The 15,045-nt window shown below is 63.3% G+C and carries 12 protein-coding genes; 7 read left to right on the top strand and 5 right to left on the bottom strand.

The window, feature by feature from the left end:
* Positions 1 to 47 precede the first annotated feature (47 nt).
* Together C4J87_RS14475 and C4J87_RS14470 are read right to left on the bottom strand one after the other, a co-directional pair.
* Complete coding sequence (locus C4J87_RS14475; RefSeq protein WP_124367346.1) at positions 48 to 3,122, bottom strand: efflux RND transporter permease subunit; 3,075 nt, start codon at positions 3,120 to 3,122, stop codon at positions 48 to 50.
* 2 nt (positions 3,123 to 3,124) lie between these two features.
* Positions 3,125 to 4,231 (bottom strand): efflux RND transporter periplasmic adaptor subunit, encoded by a 1,107-nt coding sequence (locus tag C4J87_RS14470; protein ID WP_124367345.1) that lies wholly within the window; start codon positions 4,229 to 4,231, stop codon positions 3,125 to 3,127.
* Positions 4,232 to 4,330: 99 nt separating this feature from the next.
* Here C4J87_RS14470 and C4J87_RS14465 point away from each other — a divergent pair, with 99 nt between their 5' ends.
* The 4 genes from C4J87_RS14465 to C4J87_RS14450 all read left to right on the top strand — a co-directional run bounded on the left by C4J87_RS14465 (position 4,331) and on the right by C4J87_RS14450 (position 8,736).
* The gene (locus C4J87_RS14465; RefSeq protein ID WP_124367344.1) at positions 4,331 to 5,536 is read left to right on the top strand and encodes a multidrug effflux MFS transporter; all 1,206 of its coding nucleotides are present in this window, start codon (positions 4,331 to 4,333) and stop codon (positions 5,534 to 5,536) included.
* A gap of 76 nt (positions 5,537 to 5,612) precedes the next feature.
* On the top strand, positions 5,613 to 6,479 hold the full coding sequence (locus tag C4J87_RS14460; RefSeq protein ID WP_124367343.1) for a pirin family protein: 867 nt from the start codon (positions 5,613 to 5,615) through the stop codon (positions 6,477 to 6,479).
* A 280-nt stretch (positions 6,480 to 6,759) separates the two neighbouring features.
* Positions 6,760 to 8,205: a mechanosensitive ion channel family protein gene (locus C4J87_RS14455; RefSeq protein WP_124367342.1), complete on the top strand. Its 1,446-nt coding sequence runs from the start codon at positions 6,760 to 6,762 to the stop codon at positions 8,203 to 8,205.
* 93 nt (positions 8,206 to 8,298) lie between these two features.
* Entirely contained in the window at positions 8,299 to 8,736 is a 438-nt protein-coding gene (locus C4J87_RS14450) for a carboxymuconolactone decarboxylase family protein (protein WP_124363208.1), read from the top strand.
* A 3-nt stretch (positions 8,737 to 8,739) separates the two neighbouring features.
* Here the strand turns inward: C4J87_RS14450 and C4J87_RS14445 are convergent, their stop codons facing one another.
* Both C4J87_RS14445 and C4J87_RS14440 read right to left on the bottom strand, forming a co-directional pair.
* The gene (locus C4J87_RS14445; RefSeq protein ID WP_124367341.1) at positions 8,740 to 10,902 is read right to left on the bottom strand and encodes a TonB-dependent siderophore receptor; all 2,163 of its coding nucleotides are present in this window, start codon (positions 10,900 to 10,902) and stop codon (positions 8,740 to 8,742) included.
* 192 nt (positions 10,903 to 11,094) lie between these two features.
* The gene (locus tag C4J87_RS14440; protein WP_124367340.1) at positions 11,095 to 11,988 is read right to left on the bottom strand and encodes a LysR substrate-binding domain-containing protein; all 894 of its coding nucleotides are present in this window, start codon (positions 11,986 to 11,988) and stop codon (positions 11,095 to 11,097) included.
* Between the two features lie 112 nt (positions 11,989 to 12,100).
* On the opposite strand from C4J87_RS14440, the gene C4J87_RS14435 reads away from it, so the two are divergent.
* Genes C4J87_RS14435 through C4J87_RS14425 form a run of 3 tightly spaced genes read left to right on the top strand, consistent with a single transcriptional unit; the run spans position 12,101 to position 14,362 of the window.
* Complete coding sequence (locus C4J87_RS14435; RefSeq protein WP_124367339.1) at positions 12,101 to 13,105, top strand: aldo/keto reductase; 1,005 nt, start codon at positions 12,101 to 12,103, stop codon at positions 13,103 to 13,105.
* 16 nt (positions 13,106 to 13,121) lie between these two features.
* Positions 13,122 to 13,919, top strand: a complete 798-nt coding sequence (locus tag C4J87_RS14430) for an SDR family NAD(P)-dependent oxidoreductase (RefSeq protein ID WP_124367338.1) — start codon at positions 13,122 to 13,124, stop codon at positions 13,917 to 13,919.
* Positions 13,920 to 13,945: 26 nt separating this feature from the next.
* Positions 13,946 to 14,362 (top strand): SRPBCC family protein, encoded by a 417-nt coding sequence (locus C4J87_RS14425; RefSeq protein WP_124367337.1) that lies wholly within the window; start codon positions 13,946 to 13,948, stop codon positions 14,360 to 14,362.
* 13 nt (positions 14,363 to 14,375) lie between these two features.
* Here C4J87_RS14425 and C4J87_RS14420 read toward each other — a convergent pair whose 3' ends face one another.
* On the bottom strand, positions 14,376 to 14,984 hold the full coding sequence (locus tag C4J87_RS14420; RefSeq protein WP_124367336.1) for an AAA family ATPase: 609 nt from the start codon (positions 14,982 to 14,984) through the stop codon (positions 14,376 to 14,378).
* Positions 14,985 to 15,045 lie beyond the last annotated feature (61 nt).

Here is a 15,045-nt window from a genome sequence, read left to right as displayed (position 1 = left end):
ATCAGGCGAAGGACTTTGCAGAGGTTTTCAGGGCAGGGGAGTAGAGCTTATCCGGCGGTTACGTGGGAAGTTTCAGCAACCCTGTCGCGCAGCACCAGGCTGCATAGCGCCGGCAGGAACAGCAGCGTCAAGACCGTGCCCACCAGCACGCCGCCGATCAGTACATAAGCCAGGGACGACCAGAACACCGACAGCGTCAGCGGAATGAACGCCAGCGCCGCCGCCAGTGCGGTGAGGATCACCGGCCGCGCTCGGCGCACGGTGGCCTCGACGATGGCCTCGCGGATCGGCATGCCGTGGTCCTGGTTCTGGCGAATCTGGTCGGTGAAGATCAGTGTATTGCGCATCAGAATGCCGCCGATGCCGATCAGCCCGAGGATCGCGTTGAACCCGAACGGCTGGTTGAACAGCAACAAGGTCGGCACCGCGCCAATCAGGCCCAGCGGCGCGGTGGCGAAGACCATCAACATCACGCCGAAGGAGCGCACCTGGAACATGATCACCGTGAGGGTCAGCAGGATCATGATCGGGAACAGCGCCGCCAGGGCGACGTTGGCCTTGGCGCTTTCTTCCACCGGGCCGCCGATGTCGATCCGGTAGCCGGTGGGCAGTTGGGCGATCAGCGGCTGCAGGTCTTTGTACACGGCCATTTCCACATCGGGCGGTTGTACGCCGTCGATGATGTCGGCGCGCACTTCCACGGTGGTGGCGCGGTTGCGGCGCTTGAGGATCGGTTCTTCCATCACCGCCTGGAAATGCCCGACCTGGGCCAGCGGCACCGACGTGCCGGCGCTGTTGGTCAGGGTCATGTTGTTGAGGTTGCCGAGGTCTTCGCGTTGGCTGCCCTGGGCGCGGGCCACCACGGACACGGTGCGGTTGCCTTCACGCACTTCGGTGATCGGGTTGCCGCTGAGCAGGGCGTTGAGCTGGGACTTGACCTCGTCCGGGGTGAAACCCAGCAGGCGCAGGCGATCCTGGTCGAGCACCAGGCGGTATCCGCTGGCGCGCTCGCCCCATTCGAGAAAGGCGTCGCGAGTCAGCGAGTTGCCGGCCACCACTTGACGCACCTGCTCGGACAGCCCGCGCAGCGTGTCAAGGTCCGGCCCGGACACACGGAACACCACGGGGAACGGCACCGGCGGGCCGAACACCAGTTGCGTGACGCGCACCCGCGCCGCTGGAAACTCGCCGGCAGCGATGCGCTCGCGCATGCGCACTTTCAAGGCATCGCGGGCGTGGGAATCCGGGGTTTGCACGATCAGCTTGGCGAACGCCGGGTCCGGCAGCTCAGGGTTCAACGACAGGAAAAAGCGCGGCGCGCCGCCGCCTACATAGGTGTCGACCAGGCTTGTCTGCGGTTCCTGCAGCAGGGCTTTTTCCACCTGCGCCGCCACCGCTTCGGTGCTTTTGAACGCGCTGCCGGGCGGCATGTACACCTCCAGAATCAGCTCGGAACGGTCGGAATCGGGAAAGAACTGTTTCTTCACCACCGCCATCCCCAGGCCGCACAGCACAAACGCCGCCACCACCAGCCCGGTCACCAGCCAGCGCCCTCGTACACAGGCCTCCACCAGGCCGCGCAGTTTCTGGTAATAGCGCCCGGCGTAAATCGCATCATGCCCGCCGGGCACCGGCTTGATCTGCGGCAACAGCTTCACGCCCAGATACGGCGTGAACACCACCGCCACCAACCAGGATGAAATCAAGGCAAAGCCTACGATCCAGAAGATATTCCCGGCGTACTCGCCCGCACCGGATCGCGCGAACCCCACGGGTAAAAAGCCGATGATCGTTACCAGCGTGCCGGTCAGCATGGGCGCCGCCGTGGAGCTCCAGGCATAGGTGGCCGCATGGATGCGGTCAAAGCCTTCTTCGAGTTTCACCACCATCATTTCGATGGCGATGATGGCGTCGTCCACCAACAGGCCCAGGGAAATGATCAGGGCACCGAGGGTGACGCGGTCGAATTCACGGCCGGTGACGAGCATGATCACAAACACGATCGACAGCGTCAGCGGCACGGCCGCCGCCACCACCAGCCCGACGCGAAAGCCCAGGGCCAACAGGCTGATCAGCATCACCACGGCCAGGGCGACGAAGAACTTGAGCATGAACTCGTTCACCGCCAGGCTGATGTTTTTCGCCTGGTCGGACACCTTGGCAAAATTTACGCCCAGGGGCAGGTCGGCCTGGATTCGGGCTTCCTGGGCCTGCAGGCTTTTGTCCAGTTCCAGGCCGTTCCAATGCTTCTGCATGATGACCCCGAGCATCAGCGCCGGGTCGCCCTGGTGGCGGATGCGGTAGCTGGGCGGGTCTTCATAGCCACGCCTGACGGTGGCCACATCGGCGATGCGCAGCACCCGGCCATTGGCTTGCACCGGCACGTTCTCGATCAGCGCCAGGCTGTCGAAGGCGCCATCGATACGGATGTAGGCGCGGGCGCCGGCGGTTTCGACGAAGCCCGAGGGCGCCACGGCGTTTTGCGCGGCGAGGGCGGCGAAGATCTGTTCGGGCTTGATGCCCAGGGTCGCCAGGCGCTCATAGGAGAACTCGACAAACACGCGCTGAGCCTGCTCGCCAAGGATATTGACCTTCTTCACTCCCGGCAGGTTGAGCAGGCCCTGGCGCAGCGCTTCGGCCATTTGCACCTGCTGGCGATGGGGCAGCTGTTCGGCCTCCAGGGCATACAGCGCAAAGTAGACGTCCGAATACTCATCGTTGAAAAACGGCCCGATCACGCCCTTGGGCAGTTTCGCGGCTTCGTCGCTGAGCTTTTTACGGGTCTGGTAGAACAGCTCCTGTATCTCGCTCGGGCGCGTGGATTCAAGAAAGGTCATGCGCATCGAGAGGAAACCCGGTTGGGCGATGGTCTCGACGCGGTCGTAGTAGTCCAGTTCCTGCAGGCGCTTTTCCAGGCGGTCGGCCACTTGTTCCTGCATTTCTTCGGCAGTGGCGCCGGGCCAGGCGGCGGTGATGGTCATGACCTTGACCGTAAACGAGGGGTCTTCGGCGCGCCCCAGTTTGCCGAACGAGAAGATCCCGGCAGCAATAATCGCAATGATCAGGAACAGCGTGACGGCGCGGTGCTTGACCGCCAGTTCCGAAAGGTTGATTCCACGCATGCTCATTGGTCCTGTTTGCGGTTGAGGGCCAGCGCCTGGGCGGGCAGCAGGCGTACTTTGTCACCGCTGTGCAACAGGTGCGCGCCGAGGGCGACGATGGTTTGGCCGGGCGTGACGCCGCTGTCGAGCAGGGCCTCTTCCTGGCCGAGACTGGCGACTTTCACCGGGGCGAAGCTGATCCGATTGTCTTCACCGATCAGCCACACGCCGGTGCCTTGCCCCGCATCCTGCAACGCACCGATGGGCACGCGGGTTTGTTGGGCCTGGCCGTTGCCTTGCAGGCGTACGGTGATGGTGGAGCCGAGGGCGAAACGTTCGAGCGGGCCATGCAGCACATAGCGTGCGCGGTAGGTGCGGGTGGTGGGGTCGGCGCTGGCGGACAGCTCGCGCAAGGTGGCGGTGACGGCCTGGTCCGGGGCACCGAAGGGGAAGGCCAAGGCGTTTTGCGTGGCCTGGGCGCGCTGCTGTTCCGGCAGGTTGACGATGGCTTCGCGGGCGCCGTCATGGGCCAGGCGCGCGACGATCTGCCCTTCGGCCACCACCTGGCCGCGATCCGCCAGGACGTCAGTGATGACGCCGTCGCCATCGGCCTTGAGCACGCTATAAGTGCGACGGTTTTCGATCTGGCTGGCATCCGATTGCGCCGCCGCCAGTTCCGCTTCGGCGACGCGCAGGTTGGTCGCCGACTGGTCGAAAATCTGCCGCGACACCGCGCCGGTACTGGCCAGGCGCTGGTAGCGGTTTTCGTCGTCGCGGCGCTGGCGCAGTTGCGCCTGCGCGGCGTTGACGCGGTTTTTTGCCGAGCGCAACGCCAGTTCGAAATCGCCGATATCCAGCACCAGCAGGGTGTCGCCCCGAGAGACATGCTGGCCGGGATCGACCTTGCGTTCGATCACCTTGCCGCTGACCCGAAAGCCCAGGTTGCTTTCGGTGCGGGCGGCAACCACACCGGTGTACGCGCTTTGCTGGGTGCCGCCAGCCTCGACCTTGACGGCGAGTACCGGACGCGGCGGGGAGATTTGAGCGGCGCTGTCGGCCTTGCTGTTGCAGCCACTGAGGAGCATCAACAGGGCCAGGGGCGTTAGGAGACGAAGAGGGAGGGGCGGCATGACGGACTCCAGGGTGACCATAGGGCAAAAAATTATGGACATAATTTTTCGCTCATATTATGGTCGAAATATAAATTAATCCAGCCCCGGATATTCCCTATGGCAAACGCCCCGGCACCCTCGCGCCGCTTGTTGTTCTTACTGGTTGCGCTGACAGCGCTGGGTGAAGTCTCGACGCAATTGATCATCCCGGGCCTGGGCGCCATCGAGCAGGCGTTGGCGGCGCCGCCAGGCTCGGCGTTGATGGCACTGTCGGCATTTGTGGCCGCGTTCGGCCTGGGGCAGTTGCTGTTCGGGCCGTTGTCGGACCGTATCGGCCGCCGTCCGGTATTGATCGGTGGCCTGACGCTGTACGTGCTGGCGACGCTGTCGATGCTGCTGGTGACGGACATCCAGCAATTTATCGCCGCCCGCGTGCTGCAAGGCCTGGGCGCCTGCGCCGCGTTGGTGCTGGCACGCACGGTGGTACGCGATGTATGGAAAACCGAGGCGGGCCCGGCCCTGGCGCTGACCATGATCGGCATGCTCTATGCCATTGTCGTGGCGCCGATGGCGGGCGGCTTGCTGATCAAACTGTTCGGTTGGCATGCGCCCATCGTGCTCGCTGTGGTCATCGGCAGCGTCGTGTGGCTGCTGGCGGTGGCGTTCTTTCGCGAGAGCAACCCTCACCTCGATCCCAAGGCCGCACATTGGCGCACCCTCGGCGGGCAATACCTGGATTTGCTCAAGGGCCGCCAGTACCGCGCCTATGCCGTGGCGCTGGCCTGTACCTACGGCGCGATGTTTGCGGTGATTGCCGGTTCGTCGGCGGTATTCATCAACCTGCTGGGGTTGAGCAGCCTGGAGTACGGCATCAATTTTGGCCTGATCGTGTCGATGCTGATCGTCGGTTCCACCTATACCCGGCGCAACATTTTGCGCCTGGGACCGCAGCGGATTGTGACGATGGGCGTGACGCTGGTGGCCGCCGGCGGGGTGTTGGCATTGGTGATTTATGCGCTGTTCGGGCTCTCGGTGGTCGGCCTGGACCTGCCCATTGCCCTGGCCACGCTCGGAGGCGGGCTGGTGCTGCCCGGTGCGGTCACGGGCGGGGTAATGCCCAACGCCCATCGTGCCGGGCTGGCGGCCGGGTTGATGGGGTTTGCGCAGATGTTCGGCGCCACCTGCAGCGGCGTGCTGTTGAGCCATTTACGTGATGGCAGCGCAACGCCGATGATCGTTATTCAAGCCGTTTTTGCCGTCGCGGCCTTCGTCGCGTTCCACCTGTTGCGCCAGCGCACGTCCAAGGTATTGTCCTATACGTAGAACGCTCAAAGCCGCGTTCGCCGCCTAGTGTTCAACGGTTGGGAGACTTATGGTGTAGGCACTTTGGAGGTACACCATGAAAAAACTGATCGGTATCTACACCAGCCCCCGCGCCCATTGGGTCGGCGACGGCTTTCCGGTGCGCACCCTGTTTTCCTACGACACGATGGGCAAACACATCAGCCCCTTCCTGTTGCTGGACCACGCCGGCCCGGCCGATTTCACGCCCACCGAAACCCGTCGCGGTGTCGGCCAGCACCCCCATCGCGGCTTTGAAACGGTGACCATCGTCTATGACGGCGAAGTCGAGCACCGTGACTCCACCGGTGCCGGCGGCAAAATCGGCCCGGGTGACGTGCAATGGATGACAGCCGCCAAAGGCATTCTCCATGAAGAGTTCCACTCCGAAGCCTTTGCGCGCGCAGGCGGGGCGTTGGAGATGGTGCAGCTGTGGGTCAACCTGCCCGCCAAGGACAAAATGGCCGACGCCGGTTACCAGACCATTGTCGATGGCGAGATTCCGGTGTTGGGGCTGCCGGGCGACGCGGGGCAACTGCGCTTGATCGCCGGTGAATTCGGCGGTACTCAAGGGCCTGCGCGGACCTTCACACCGATTGACGTGTGGGACTTGCGCCTGAAGGCCGGTAAGGCCGTTACGCTGGACCTGCACGCCGGGCGTAACACCGCGCTTGTGATCCTGAGCGGAACGGTGTTGATCAATGGCGAGGAAGTCGCGCGCCAAGGGCAACTGGCACTGTTCGAGCGTGACGGTGACCGGCTCACCCTTGAGCCCAATGACGACGCCAAGGTGCTGTTGCTCAGCGGCGAGCCGATCGACGAACCCATCGTCGGCCACGGGCCGTTCGTGATGAACAGCGAGCAGGAAATCCACCAGGCTTTTGCCGACTTCCAGTCGGGCAAGTTCGGGCGGATGCAGGCCTGACAGCCCGTGGGAGGGGGCTTGCCCTAATGCCAGTCAGTTAAGAAGTAGCAGGAGCGAGAGCTAACTTGTGGCGAGGGAGCTTGCTCCCGCTGGGGCGCGAAGCGGCCCCAAACAATGGGACTGCTGCGCAGTCCAGCGGGAGCAAGCTCCCTCGCCACAGGTTCGGTGTCGCCTTGACTGACTGGCATTAGGGCTCGCTCCCTCCCACATTTTTTTCTGCGCTATACCCGCCATCGCCATTTCATGCGATCTTCTCGGCATTCGCCCTGGAGTCGCCTGGATGCCCTCATTTATCGCTGATCACCCGATGTTGTGCGCCGTGGCGCTGATCCTTATCGACATCGCTGTGTGGCGCCTTATCTCGCCCAACCTCGCCAACTGGAAACTCGCGGCGCGGCTGGTGATCTTTGCGGTGTTCAGTGCGGTGTTGTTCAACGACGGCATGAACCCCATGCAAGCGGCGCCCTACGCCGATGACACCACCCTGCACCTGGCGGCCACCGCGTTGCAGATCGGCTGGTGGCTGTTCGCCGCGCGCACCCTCACGGTATTGCTCGGCGCGGTGATGATGCAGCGGGTCGGCCATACCGGGCGGTTGTTGCAGGACCTGATGGGCGCCGTGATTTTCCTGATCGCGATCATCGCCGCCATGGCTTACGTGCTTGATCTGCCGGTCAAAGGCGTGCTCGCCACCTCGGGCGCCGTGGCGATCATCGTCGGCCTGGCGCTGCAAAGCACCCTGAGCGACGTGTTTTCGGGGATCGTCCTCAACACCACCAAGCCTTACCAGATCGACGACTGGATCTCCATTGACGGCACCGAAGGCCGCGTCACCGACATCGATTGGCGTGCCACGCGGTTGCAGACGTCCCAGGGCAGCCTGGCGGTCATCCCCAATTCCCTGGCGGCCAAGGCCAAGATCATCAACTTCTCGCGCCCGGCGGACATGTTCGGCCTGGCAGTCAGCCTGCAAGTGAGCCCCCATGCGCGCCCGCAAACGGTGATCGAGGCCCTCGAGCGGGCGATGCAGGGCTGCCGGGCGCTGCTGGCCAAGCCGGCGCCCAGCGTGGCGTTCAAGGTGTCGAGCAGTGGCGGCGTGGAGTATGAAATCAGTGGCTTCGTGCCGGCCATGGGCCTCAAGCGCGAAGTGCGCAACCAGCTTTACGACCTGGCATTCCGGCACTTGCAGGCGGCGGGCGTGGGCCTGTTGTCTGCCACCGAAGGCAGCACGCCCGCCACGGTCTCCGGCGCGCGAGCCTTGCTTGAGCGTTCGTCGATCTTTTCCACGCTGCGCCAGGAGGAAAAAGACACCTTCAGCCAGAACATGACCCTGCACACCTACCGCGCCGGTGACATGATCCTGCCGGCGGGGGAGGTCAGCGACCATTTGTTCATCATTGAATCCGGCGTGGTTTCGGTGATGTTGCTCAAGGGTGGCCATAAGTTCGAAGCCGGGCGCATGGGACCGGGGGAGGTGATTGGCGAGTCCGGCATCCTGTCCGACCAGGCCACGCTGGCGGACTTCACCGCCAAGACTTATTGCACCCTGTACCGCATCGAAAACGAATACCTCAAGCCCTGCCTGGATGCACGGCATGACATCGGCGAAGCCATGAAGGCGCTGTTGGATTTCCGCGTGCATGCCGCCCAGGCGCTGACCGAGGACGCGCCGGTGGTGCCGGTGAAGAAGGGTTTCCTGCAGTGGTTGAAGAATCGTGGCCTGTAGATTGGTCACCTGTTCTTCGCCCGGATTGGCTATTTCTCCAGAACGCCCAGGTGACTAATCTGCTCACCAATCCCACCGTTCTGGAGTTCCACCATGCAAACCCGTACCGATTTCTACACCGCTTCCCCCGACGCCATGAAAGCCATGCTTGCCCTCGAGGCGGCGGTCGGCAAACTGTCCATCGAACTGCCGCTGCTGGAACTGGTGCGCCTGCGCGTCTCGCAGATCAACGGCTGCGCATTCTGCCTCGACATGCACACTGCCGACGCACGCAAGGGCGGCGAAACCGAGCGCCGCCTGTACACCCTGTCGGCCTGGCGTGAAACGCCGTTCTTTACCCCGCGTGAACGCGCCGCCCTGGCCTGGGCCGAAAGCCTGACCCTGCTCAGCCAGACCCACGCCCCGGACGCAGACTTCAACGCACTGGCCGCCGAATTCAGCCCGCAGGAACAGGTTGACCTGAGCGTGGCGATCGCCACCATCAACAGCTGGAATCGCCTGGCCGTTGGCTTTCGCAAGATGCCCAAGTAACCCTTAGAAATTCACCGAGGCACTCAGGCGCGCCGTCAGCGGCGCGCCCTGGAACAGGTAGTCATCGCCCATGTATTCGCCCGCGTCGCGCCAGTAGCGCTTGTCGAACAGGTTGTCGACGCTCAGGCGAAACACCGTTTCATAGCCATCGACCCGGGTGGTATAGCGGCTGCCGATATTGACCACCGCGTAATCCCCCACCTCCACATTGCCGGTGCGGTTGGCGTACTTTTTGGCGCTGTATTGCACACCACCAAGCACCGCCAGGCCATTGACCCAAGGCAGCGCATAGTCGGCATACACACTGGCGCGCAGTTTGGGCACGTTGATCGCCTGGTGCTCTTCGTATTCCGGCGTACCGCTGCCGTTCACCCGCGCCCGGATCGCCGCGACGCTGGTGGAAACCTGCAGGCGCTCGGTGGCCCAGCCGTTGGCCGACAGTTCGATCCCGGTGTTTTTCTGCTCGCCTTGTTGCACGTAGGTGAACTCGCCGTCTTCGGGCTTCGCGTACTGATAGGCCTGGCGTGTCTGGAACACAGCGGCGGCGAAGCTGATGCGGCGCCAGTCGTATTTCACCCCGGCTTCGATTTGCCGCGAGGTGGTAGGCGCCAGGGTTTCATCGGCGTTGTTCGCAAACCAGGGCGCGGTGCCGCCCAGGGACAGCCCTTTGCTATAGCTGGTGTACAGCGAGATGTTTTCAATCGGTTTGTAGATCAACGAAGCCTGCGGCAGGAACACATACTGTTGGGTGTGGCGGGCCTGGTTGCCGGTGACGCCGTCGAAGGCTGTTTCGTCCAGGCGTACTTCGCGGCCGCCGAGGATGGTTTGCCAGTGCTCGTTGAAGCGGATGCGGTCGGAGACGAACAGGCCGTACTGGCGGCTGTCGAGGTTGCGGTGGCTGTCGTTCAACGGTTTGTCAGTCGGCGGGAAGCTCGGCGCATCTGCGTCGATATTGGCGGTGCCAATGAGCTCATTGACCGACTTGCGCTTGTCGATCACCCGGCGAAACGCGCTGGTGCCGAAGGTCAGCTCATGGCCTATGCCTGCGGTGTCGAACAGGCCGGTCATGGCGGCCTGGACTTCGTCGTCACGCCGCGTGTCGTCAGGGCTGCGGTAGTCGTAGACGTCGTAATTGCCTTCGGGGCTGAAGTAGTTCGGCACGCTTGCCGAGCTGCAGCTGGCCGAGCCGTAGCAGCCCCACGCAAATGAGCTGTAATCGTCAATCACCACCTTGCTGCGCGCCGCGCTGATGTTGCCTTTCCACTGATCGCTGAAACGATATTCGAATTTGCCGTTGAGGTTCAGTGAGTCGATGCCCACTTGTCTGGAACCGGTCTGGTGGCCGAGCAGTTTTTTCGGCGAGGCGTCGTGGGGTACCTCGGTACCGCCCAACAATTGATAACCCGGCACCGAGCGCTGCTGTTTGTTCTGGTATTCGGCATCCAGTTGCAGCACGGCATCCGGGCTGATATTCCAGTCGAAGGCCAGGGACACAAAATCGCGCTGGCCGTTGGCATGCTCCACGTACGAATTCAGATCCTCGTGGGCGACGTTGGCGCGCAGGCCGAACTGCTGCTCACTGCCGAACCAGCCGCCGACATCGGTGGCCACATAACCGCTGCCGCGATCATCGCTGGACACCGTCACCGAACGCACGTCCTCAGGGCGCTTGGTCACGTAGTTGATCACCCCGCTGGGCTCGGAAATTCCGCTTTGCAACCCGGCCAGGCCCTTGAGCACTTCCACCTGTTGCTTGTTTTCCAGGGCGACGTTCTGCTCGCCGGTGATGGTGCGCCCATTGATCTTGTAACTGCTCGCCGCATTCAGCGAGAAGCCGCGCACCACGAAGTTTTCGTAGTAGCCGATCGGCGCGTAGCTGTCGCCCACCGAGGCGTCATTGCGCAGCACCTCACTGAGCAGGCGGGCCTGCTGGTCCTTGATCAGCGCGGCGTTGATCACACTGATCGAGGCGGGCGTATCGAGCAGGGGCGCCTCATCGAAGCCACCGACCGCGGCGGTTTGCGTGCGATAGCCGGCCTCATCCTGGCCCTGGATCTGCACCGCCGGCAGTTCAACCTGCGCCGCCAGGCTGTGACCGATGCCTCCACTGAACAACAGGCCAAGGGCGAAACGTGAAGTGACGACGGGACGAAAACGCAAAACCATGGGGCAAGGCCTTAAAGCGCTGGGCGGGGGGGCGCATAAGCTAGGGGGAAGTGCGGGAATTTACAAGATGCCAGTATGGACTCGGTCAAACTGTGGGAGGGGGCTTGCTCCCGATTGCGGTATATCAGCCATAGATGAGCTGACTGACCCACCGCTATCGGGAGCAAGCCCCCTCCCACAGTTTGGATTGCGTCAGCCTTGGGGTTCGGTCAGCACTTTGCGAAACGTCTCCACCAACGGCCGCAGGTTGATCCGGTGCCAGGCCGCCCACAGCGGGGTGGTGTAGTTCAGCCAGGGCAGTTCGCGCAACACCACGCCTGGTGGTGCGTTGCGGCTCAGGCCTTTTTGGACCATGGCCACGCCCAGTCCGGAGGCCACCAGGCCCAGTGCGGTGAAGGGCTCGCTGGCTTCCATGGGAATCTGCGGGGTGAAACCGGCACGGATGCACGCGGCGACGAAGTCATCAGCCGGGCTGGCGCCGGGTTTGCGCTGTACGCCGATCCATTGTTGATCGGCCAGGTGCTCGGGCAGCAGCTCGTGTTGCTGCGTCAGCGGGTGATGTTCGGGCAAGGCCAGCAGCATGGGTTCATCGAGCACCTGGCGGGCAGTCAGGTCCGGGTCGTCGGCCGCTGGTGGTTCGCCCACCAGGGCAATGTCCAGGCTGCGCTGGCGCAGGCCTTCCAACTGTTCAAGGGAGGGCAGGTTATACAGCTTGATATGCACGTTAGGCCGGTCATCGCGCAGCACGCGCAAGGCAGTGGGCAATACCCCGGCGTGCATGGCGTTCTCGATATAGCCGATGCACAAACCGCCTTCTTCCCCCCGGCCCAGGCGCTTGCCCAGGGACTCCAGCCGGTTGGCGTGGGTCAGCAGCGCCTTGGTTTCGGCGAGGAAGGTCTGGCCGTCGCGGGTCAGGCGGATGCGTTGCTGGCTGCGTTCGAACAGGGTCAGGCCCAGGCGTTCTTCAAGCTGGGCGATCTGCCGGCTCAATGGTGACTGGGAGATGTGCAGGCGCTCGGCGGCGCGGCCGACGTGTTGTTCTTCGGCGACCACTTCGAAGTAGCGCAGTTGGCGTAGATCAATCATGTAAGACCTATCGGGACTCAAGTTGGTCGTAGTATGTCTTGGACGGTCCGATCCAGGCAATCTAGGATCTGCTCAACGGTCATCGCGACCCTGAACCGATTGAGGAACCACCATGAGCTTGAAAGACAAACTGCCCGGCGTCCTGGGCTTTGGCACCGCACCGCTGGGCAATATGTTCCGCGCGATTCCTGAAGAAGAAGCCCAGGCCACCGTCGAGGCCGCCTGGAATCACGGCGTGCGTTATTTCGATACCGCGCCGTTCTACGGTTTGGGGTTATCGGAAATCCGCTTGGGCCAGGCCTTGTCCCATTACAACCGCGACGACTATGTGCTCAGCACCAAGGTCGGCCGGGTGATTCTCGACGAGGTCGAAGACAGCGCCCGTGACCTGGGCGAGAAAAGCGGCGTGTTCGAGCACGGCCGTCCGAACAAAATGCTCAATGACTACAGCGCCGACGCCACCTTGCGCTCGATCGAAGACAGCCTTGAGCGCCTGCGCACCGACCGCCTGGACATCGTGTGGATTCACGACATTGCCCAGGATTTCTACGGCGATCAGTGGCTGGAGTACTTCAACCAGGCGCGTACCGGCGCGTTCAAGGTGCTGACGCGCTTGCGCGAAGAAGGCGTAATCAAGGCCTGGGGCCTGGGTGTGAACCGCGTCGAACCGTGCGAGCTGACGCTGGACCTGGCCGAAGCCCAACCCGACGGCTTTCTGCTGGCCGGGCGCTACACCCTGCTCGACCACGAGCGTGCCTTGCAGCGCCTGATGGAAGCGGCCCTCGCACAGCACGTTGAGATTGTGGTCGGTGGCCCTTACAGCTCCGGCATCCTTGCCGGCGGTGCGCACTTTGAATACCAGCAGGCCAGCCCGGCGATCATCGGCAAAGTCGAGCAGATCAAGGCGATTGCCCAAGCGTTTGGCGTCAGCGTCAAGGCCGCTGCGCTACAGTTTTCCCTGGCTCACCCGGCCGTGGCCGCGGTGATTCCCGGTGCCAGTCGTCCGGGGCGTATTGCCGAAGACGTGGCGGCGTTGTCAGAGCAGATTCCAGCAGCCTTCTGGCAGGCGTTGCGCGATGCGCAGTTGATCTCGCTTCGCGCGCCTCTGCCGCTTTAACTTCAGGAGTTCAACCATGAAAATCGATGTGAGCGGCAAAGTAGCCATCGTCAGCGGCAGCACGGCCGGGATCGGCCTGGGCATCAGTCAGGCCCTGGCGCAATCCGGTGCCACCGTGGTGGTGATCGGGCGTGACAGCGGCAAAGTCGACGCGGCGCTGGCGAGCATCCGCCAGGCGGTGCCGGGCGCCGATCTGCGCGGGTGCGTGGCCGACCTGGGCACGGTCGAAGGCGCCGAGACACTGTTCGCCGCCGAACCCCGCGCCGATATCCTGGTCAACAACCTGGGCATCTTCAATGATGTGGATTTTTTCGAGGCACCGGACAGTGAATGGACGCGCTTCTATGAAGTCAACGTGATCTCCGGCGTACGCCTGGCGCGGCATTACGTACCGGGCATGGTCGAGCAGGGCTGGGGGCGGGTGATCTTTGTGTCGTCTGAATCCGGCGTGGCAACCCCGGCAGACATGATCAATTATGGCGTGACCAAAAGCGCCAATCTGGCGGTGTCCCATGGCCTGGCCAAGCGCCTGGCAGGTACCGGTGTGACGGTCAACGCGATCCTGCCGGGGCCGACGTTCACCGATGGCCTTGAGCACATGCTCAAGGACGCCACGCAACAATCCGGGCGCACCGCGCGGGATGAGGCCGATGTGTTCGTGCGCAACGCGCGGCCGACGTCGATCATCCAGCGCGCGGCGAATGTGGATGAAGTGGCCAACCTGGTGGCGTACATTGCTTCACCGCTGTCGTCTGCCACTACCGGCGCCGCGTTGCGGGTCGACGGTGGTGTTGTCGACAGCATGGCGATCTGATTTTTTAACGGTCTGGAGTATTTATTGTGGCAACAGCGTCTTCTGTGATCGAAATCCCTGCGTCGGCTGACCAGGTCTGGAAACTCATCGGTGGCTTCAACAGCCTGCCTGACTGGCTGCCCTTCATCGCCAAAAGCGAGCCGAGCGACGGTGGCCGCGTGCGTCACCTGCATACTGCCGATGGCGGCCAGATTGTCGAGCGGTTGCAGACCTTCGACAACGTGGCGCGCACCTACAGCTACACCATTGAGCAGTCGCCGTTTCCGGTGAGCGCTTACTTGGCGACCGTGCAGGTCGAAGCGCTGACCGAATCGTCTGCCAAAGTAACCTGGTCCGGCGTGTTCACGCCGGCCGAGGGCACCACGGATGCAGCGGCGGAGACGTTGTTTGCCGGCGTGTACAGCGATGGCCTGGAGGCGTTGCGCGCCAACTTCCCCGGCTGACGCCAACCCTCTGTCAGGGCTCGTTCCCACGCTCTCGCGTGGGAATGCCTGCTGGGAAGCTCCCCGTCCCCTTGCGCAGGTGACGCAGAGCGTCACGGGCTGCATGCCCACGTGGAGCGTGGGGACGATCAAGCTGTGCGTGGGCCGACGCGATGGCCTGTGCGGGTGTGAGCCGCGCCGTATCGAGCAGGTACGGCGGCTCATCCCAGGCTTCGTATTCATGTGCCAGCACCGACTGCCAAGTCGGCGGCAGCAACCCTGGAATATCGCTTTCACGGCTCTCGACCCTGCGCCGATGCTCCTGCTGATCAGAACAAATCACCTGAATATCGACCAGCTCAACGCCCGCCGCCCGCGCCACGCCTCGCCAGGCCTCGCGGCTCTCCCTCACCGGGTTCACACAGTCAGCGATCACTCGTTGCCCCAGGCGCACATTACTCAGTGCCAACGCATTCGCCACGCCATACCCGCTGGTACCCACATCGCCCGCCAACCCGCCAGCCTCCCGCAACGATTGCTCGATCACGTCGATGCGCAGGTAAACCGCACCCATCTGCCGGGCCAGCTCCCGGGCAATCGTGGTCTTGCCGGTGCCGGGCAGGCCGCTGAATACGATAAGCATGGTTGATCTCCTCGCTGCTACGGGGGTGTTAGAGTGGGGCTGTTTCGTTCGACTACAGGAC

It is taken from the genome of Pseudomonas sp. R1-43-08, assembly GCF_003852255.1.
GTDB lineage: Bacteria > Pseudomonadota > Gammaproteobacteria > Pseudomonadales > Pseudomonadaceae > Aquipseudomonas.
This window is presented reverse-complemented; position numbering and strand designations above follow the sequence as displayed.

What these genes read in the sequence shown, in the direction of transcription:
- C4J87_RS14475 (WP_124367346.1), bottom strand. Translation starts at nt 3,122, where the DNA reads ATGCGTGGAATCAACCTTTCGGAACTGGCGGTCAAGCACCGCGCCGTC.
- C4J87_RS14470 (WP_124367345.1), bottom strand. Translation starts at nt 4,231, where the DNA reads ATGCCGCCCCTCCCTCTTCGTCTCCTAACGCCCCTGGCCCTGTTGATG.
- C4J87_RS14465 (WP_124367344.1), top strand. Translation starts at nt 4,331, where the DNA reads ATGGCAAACGCCCCGGCACCCTCGCGCCGCTTGTTGTTCTTACTGGTT.
- C4J87_RS14460 (WP_124367343.1), top strand. Translation starts at nt 5,613, where the DNA reads ATGAAAAAACTGATCGGTATCTACACCAGCCCCCGCGCCCATTGGGTC.
- C4J87_RS14455 (WP_124367342.1), top strand. Translation starts at nt 6,760, where the DNA reads ATGCCCTCATTTATCGCTGATCACCCGATGTTGTGCGCCGTGGCGCTG.
- C4J87_RS14450 (WP_124363208.1), top strand. Translation starts at nt 8,299, where the DNA reads ATGCAAACCCGTACCGATTTCTACACCGCTTCCCCCGACGCCATGAAA.
- C4J87_RS14445 (WP_124367341.1), bottom strand. Translation starts at nt 10,902, where the DNA reads ATGGTTTTGCGTTTTCGTCCCGTCGTCACTTCACGTTTCGCCCTTGGC.
- C4J87_RS14440 (WP_124367340.1), bottom strand. Translation starts at nt 11,988, where the DNA reads ATGATTGATCTACGCCAACTGCGCTACTTCGAAGTGGTCGCCGAAGAA.
- C4J87_RS14435 (WP_124367339.1), top strand. Translation starts at nt 12,101, where the DNA reads ATGAGCTTGAAAGACAAACTGCCCGGCGTCCTGGGCTTTGGCACCGCA.
- C4J87_RS14430 (WP_124367338.1), top strand. Translation starts at nt 13,122, where the DNA reads ATGAAAATCGATGTGAGCGGCAAAGTAGCCATCGTCAGCGGCAGCACG.
- C4J87_RS14420 (WP_124367336.1), bottom strand. Translation starts at nt 14,984, where the DNA reads ATGCTTATCGTATTCAGCGGCCTGCCCGGCACCGGCAAGACCACGATT.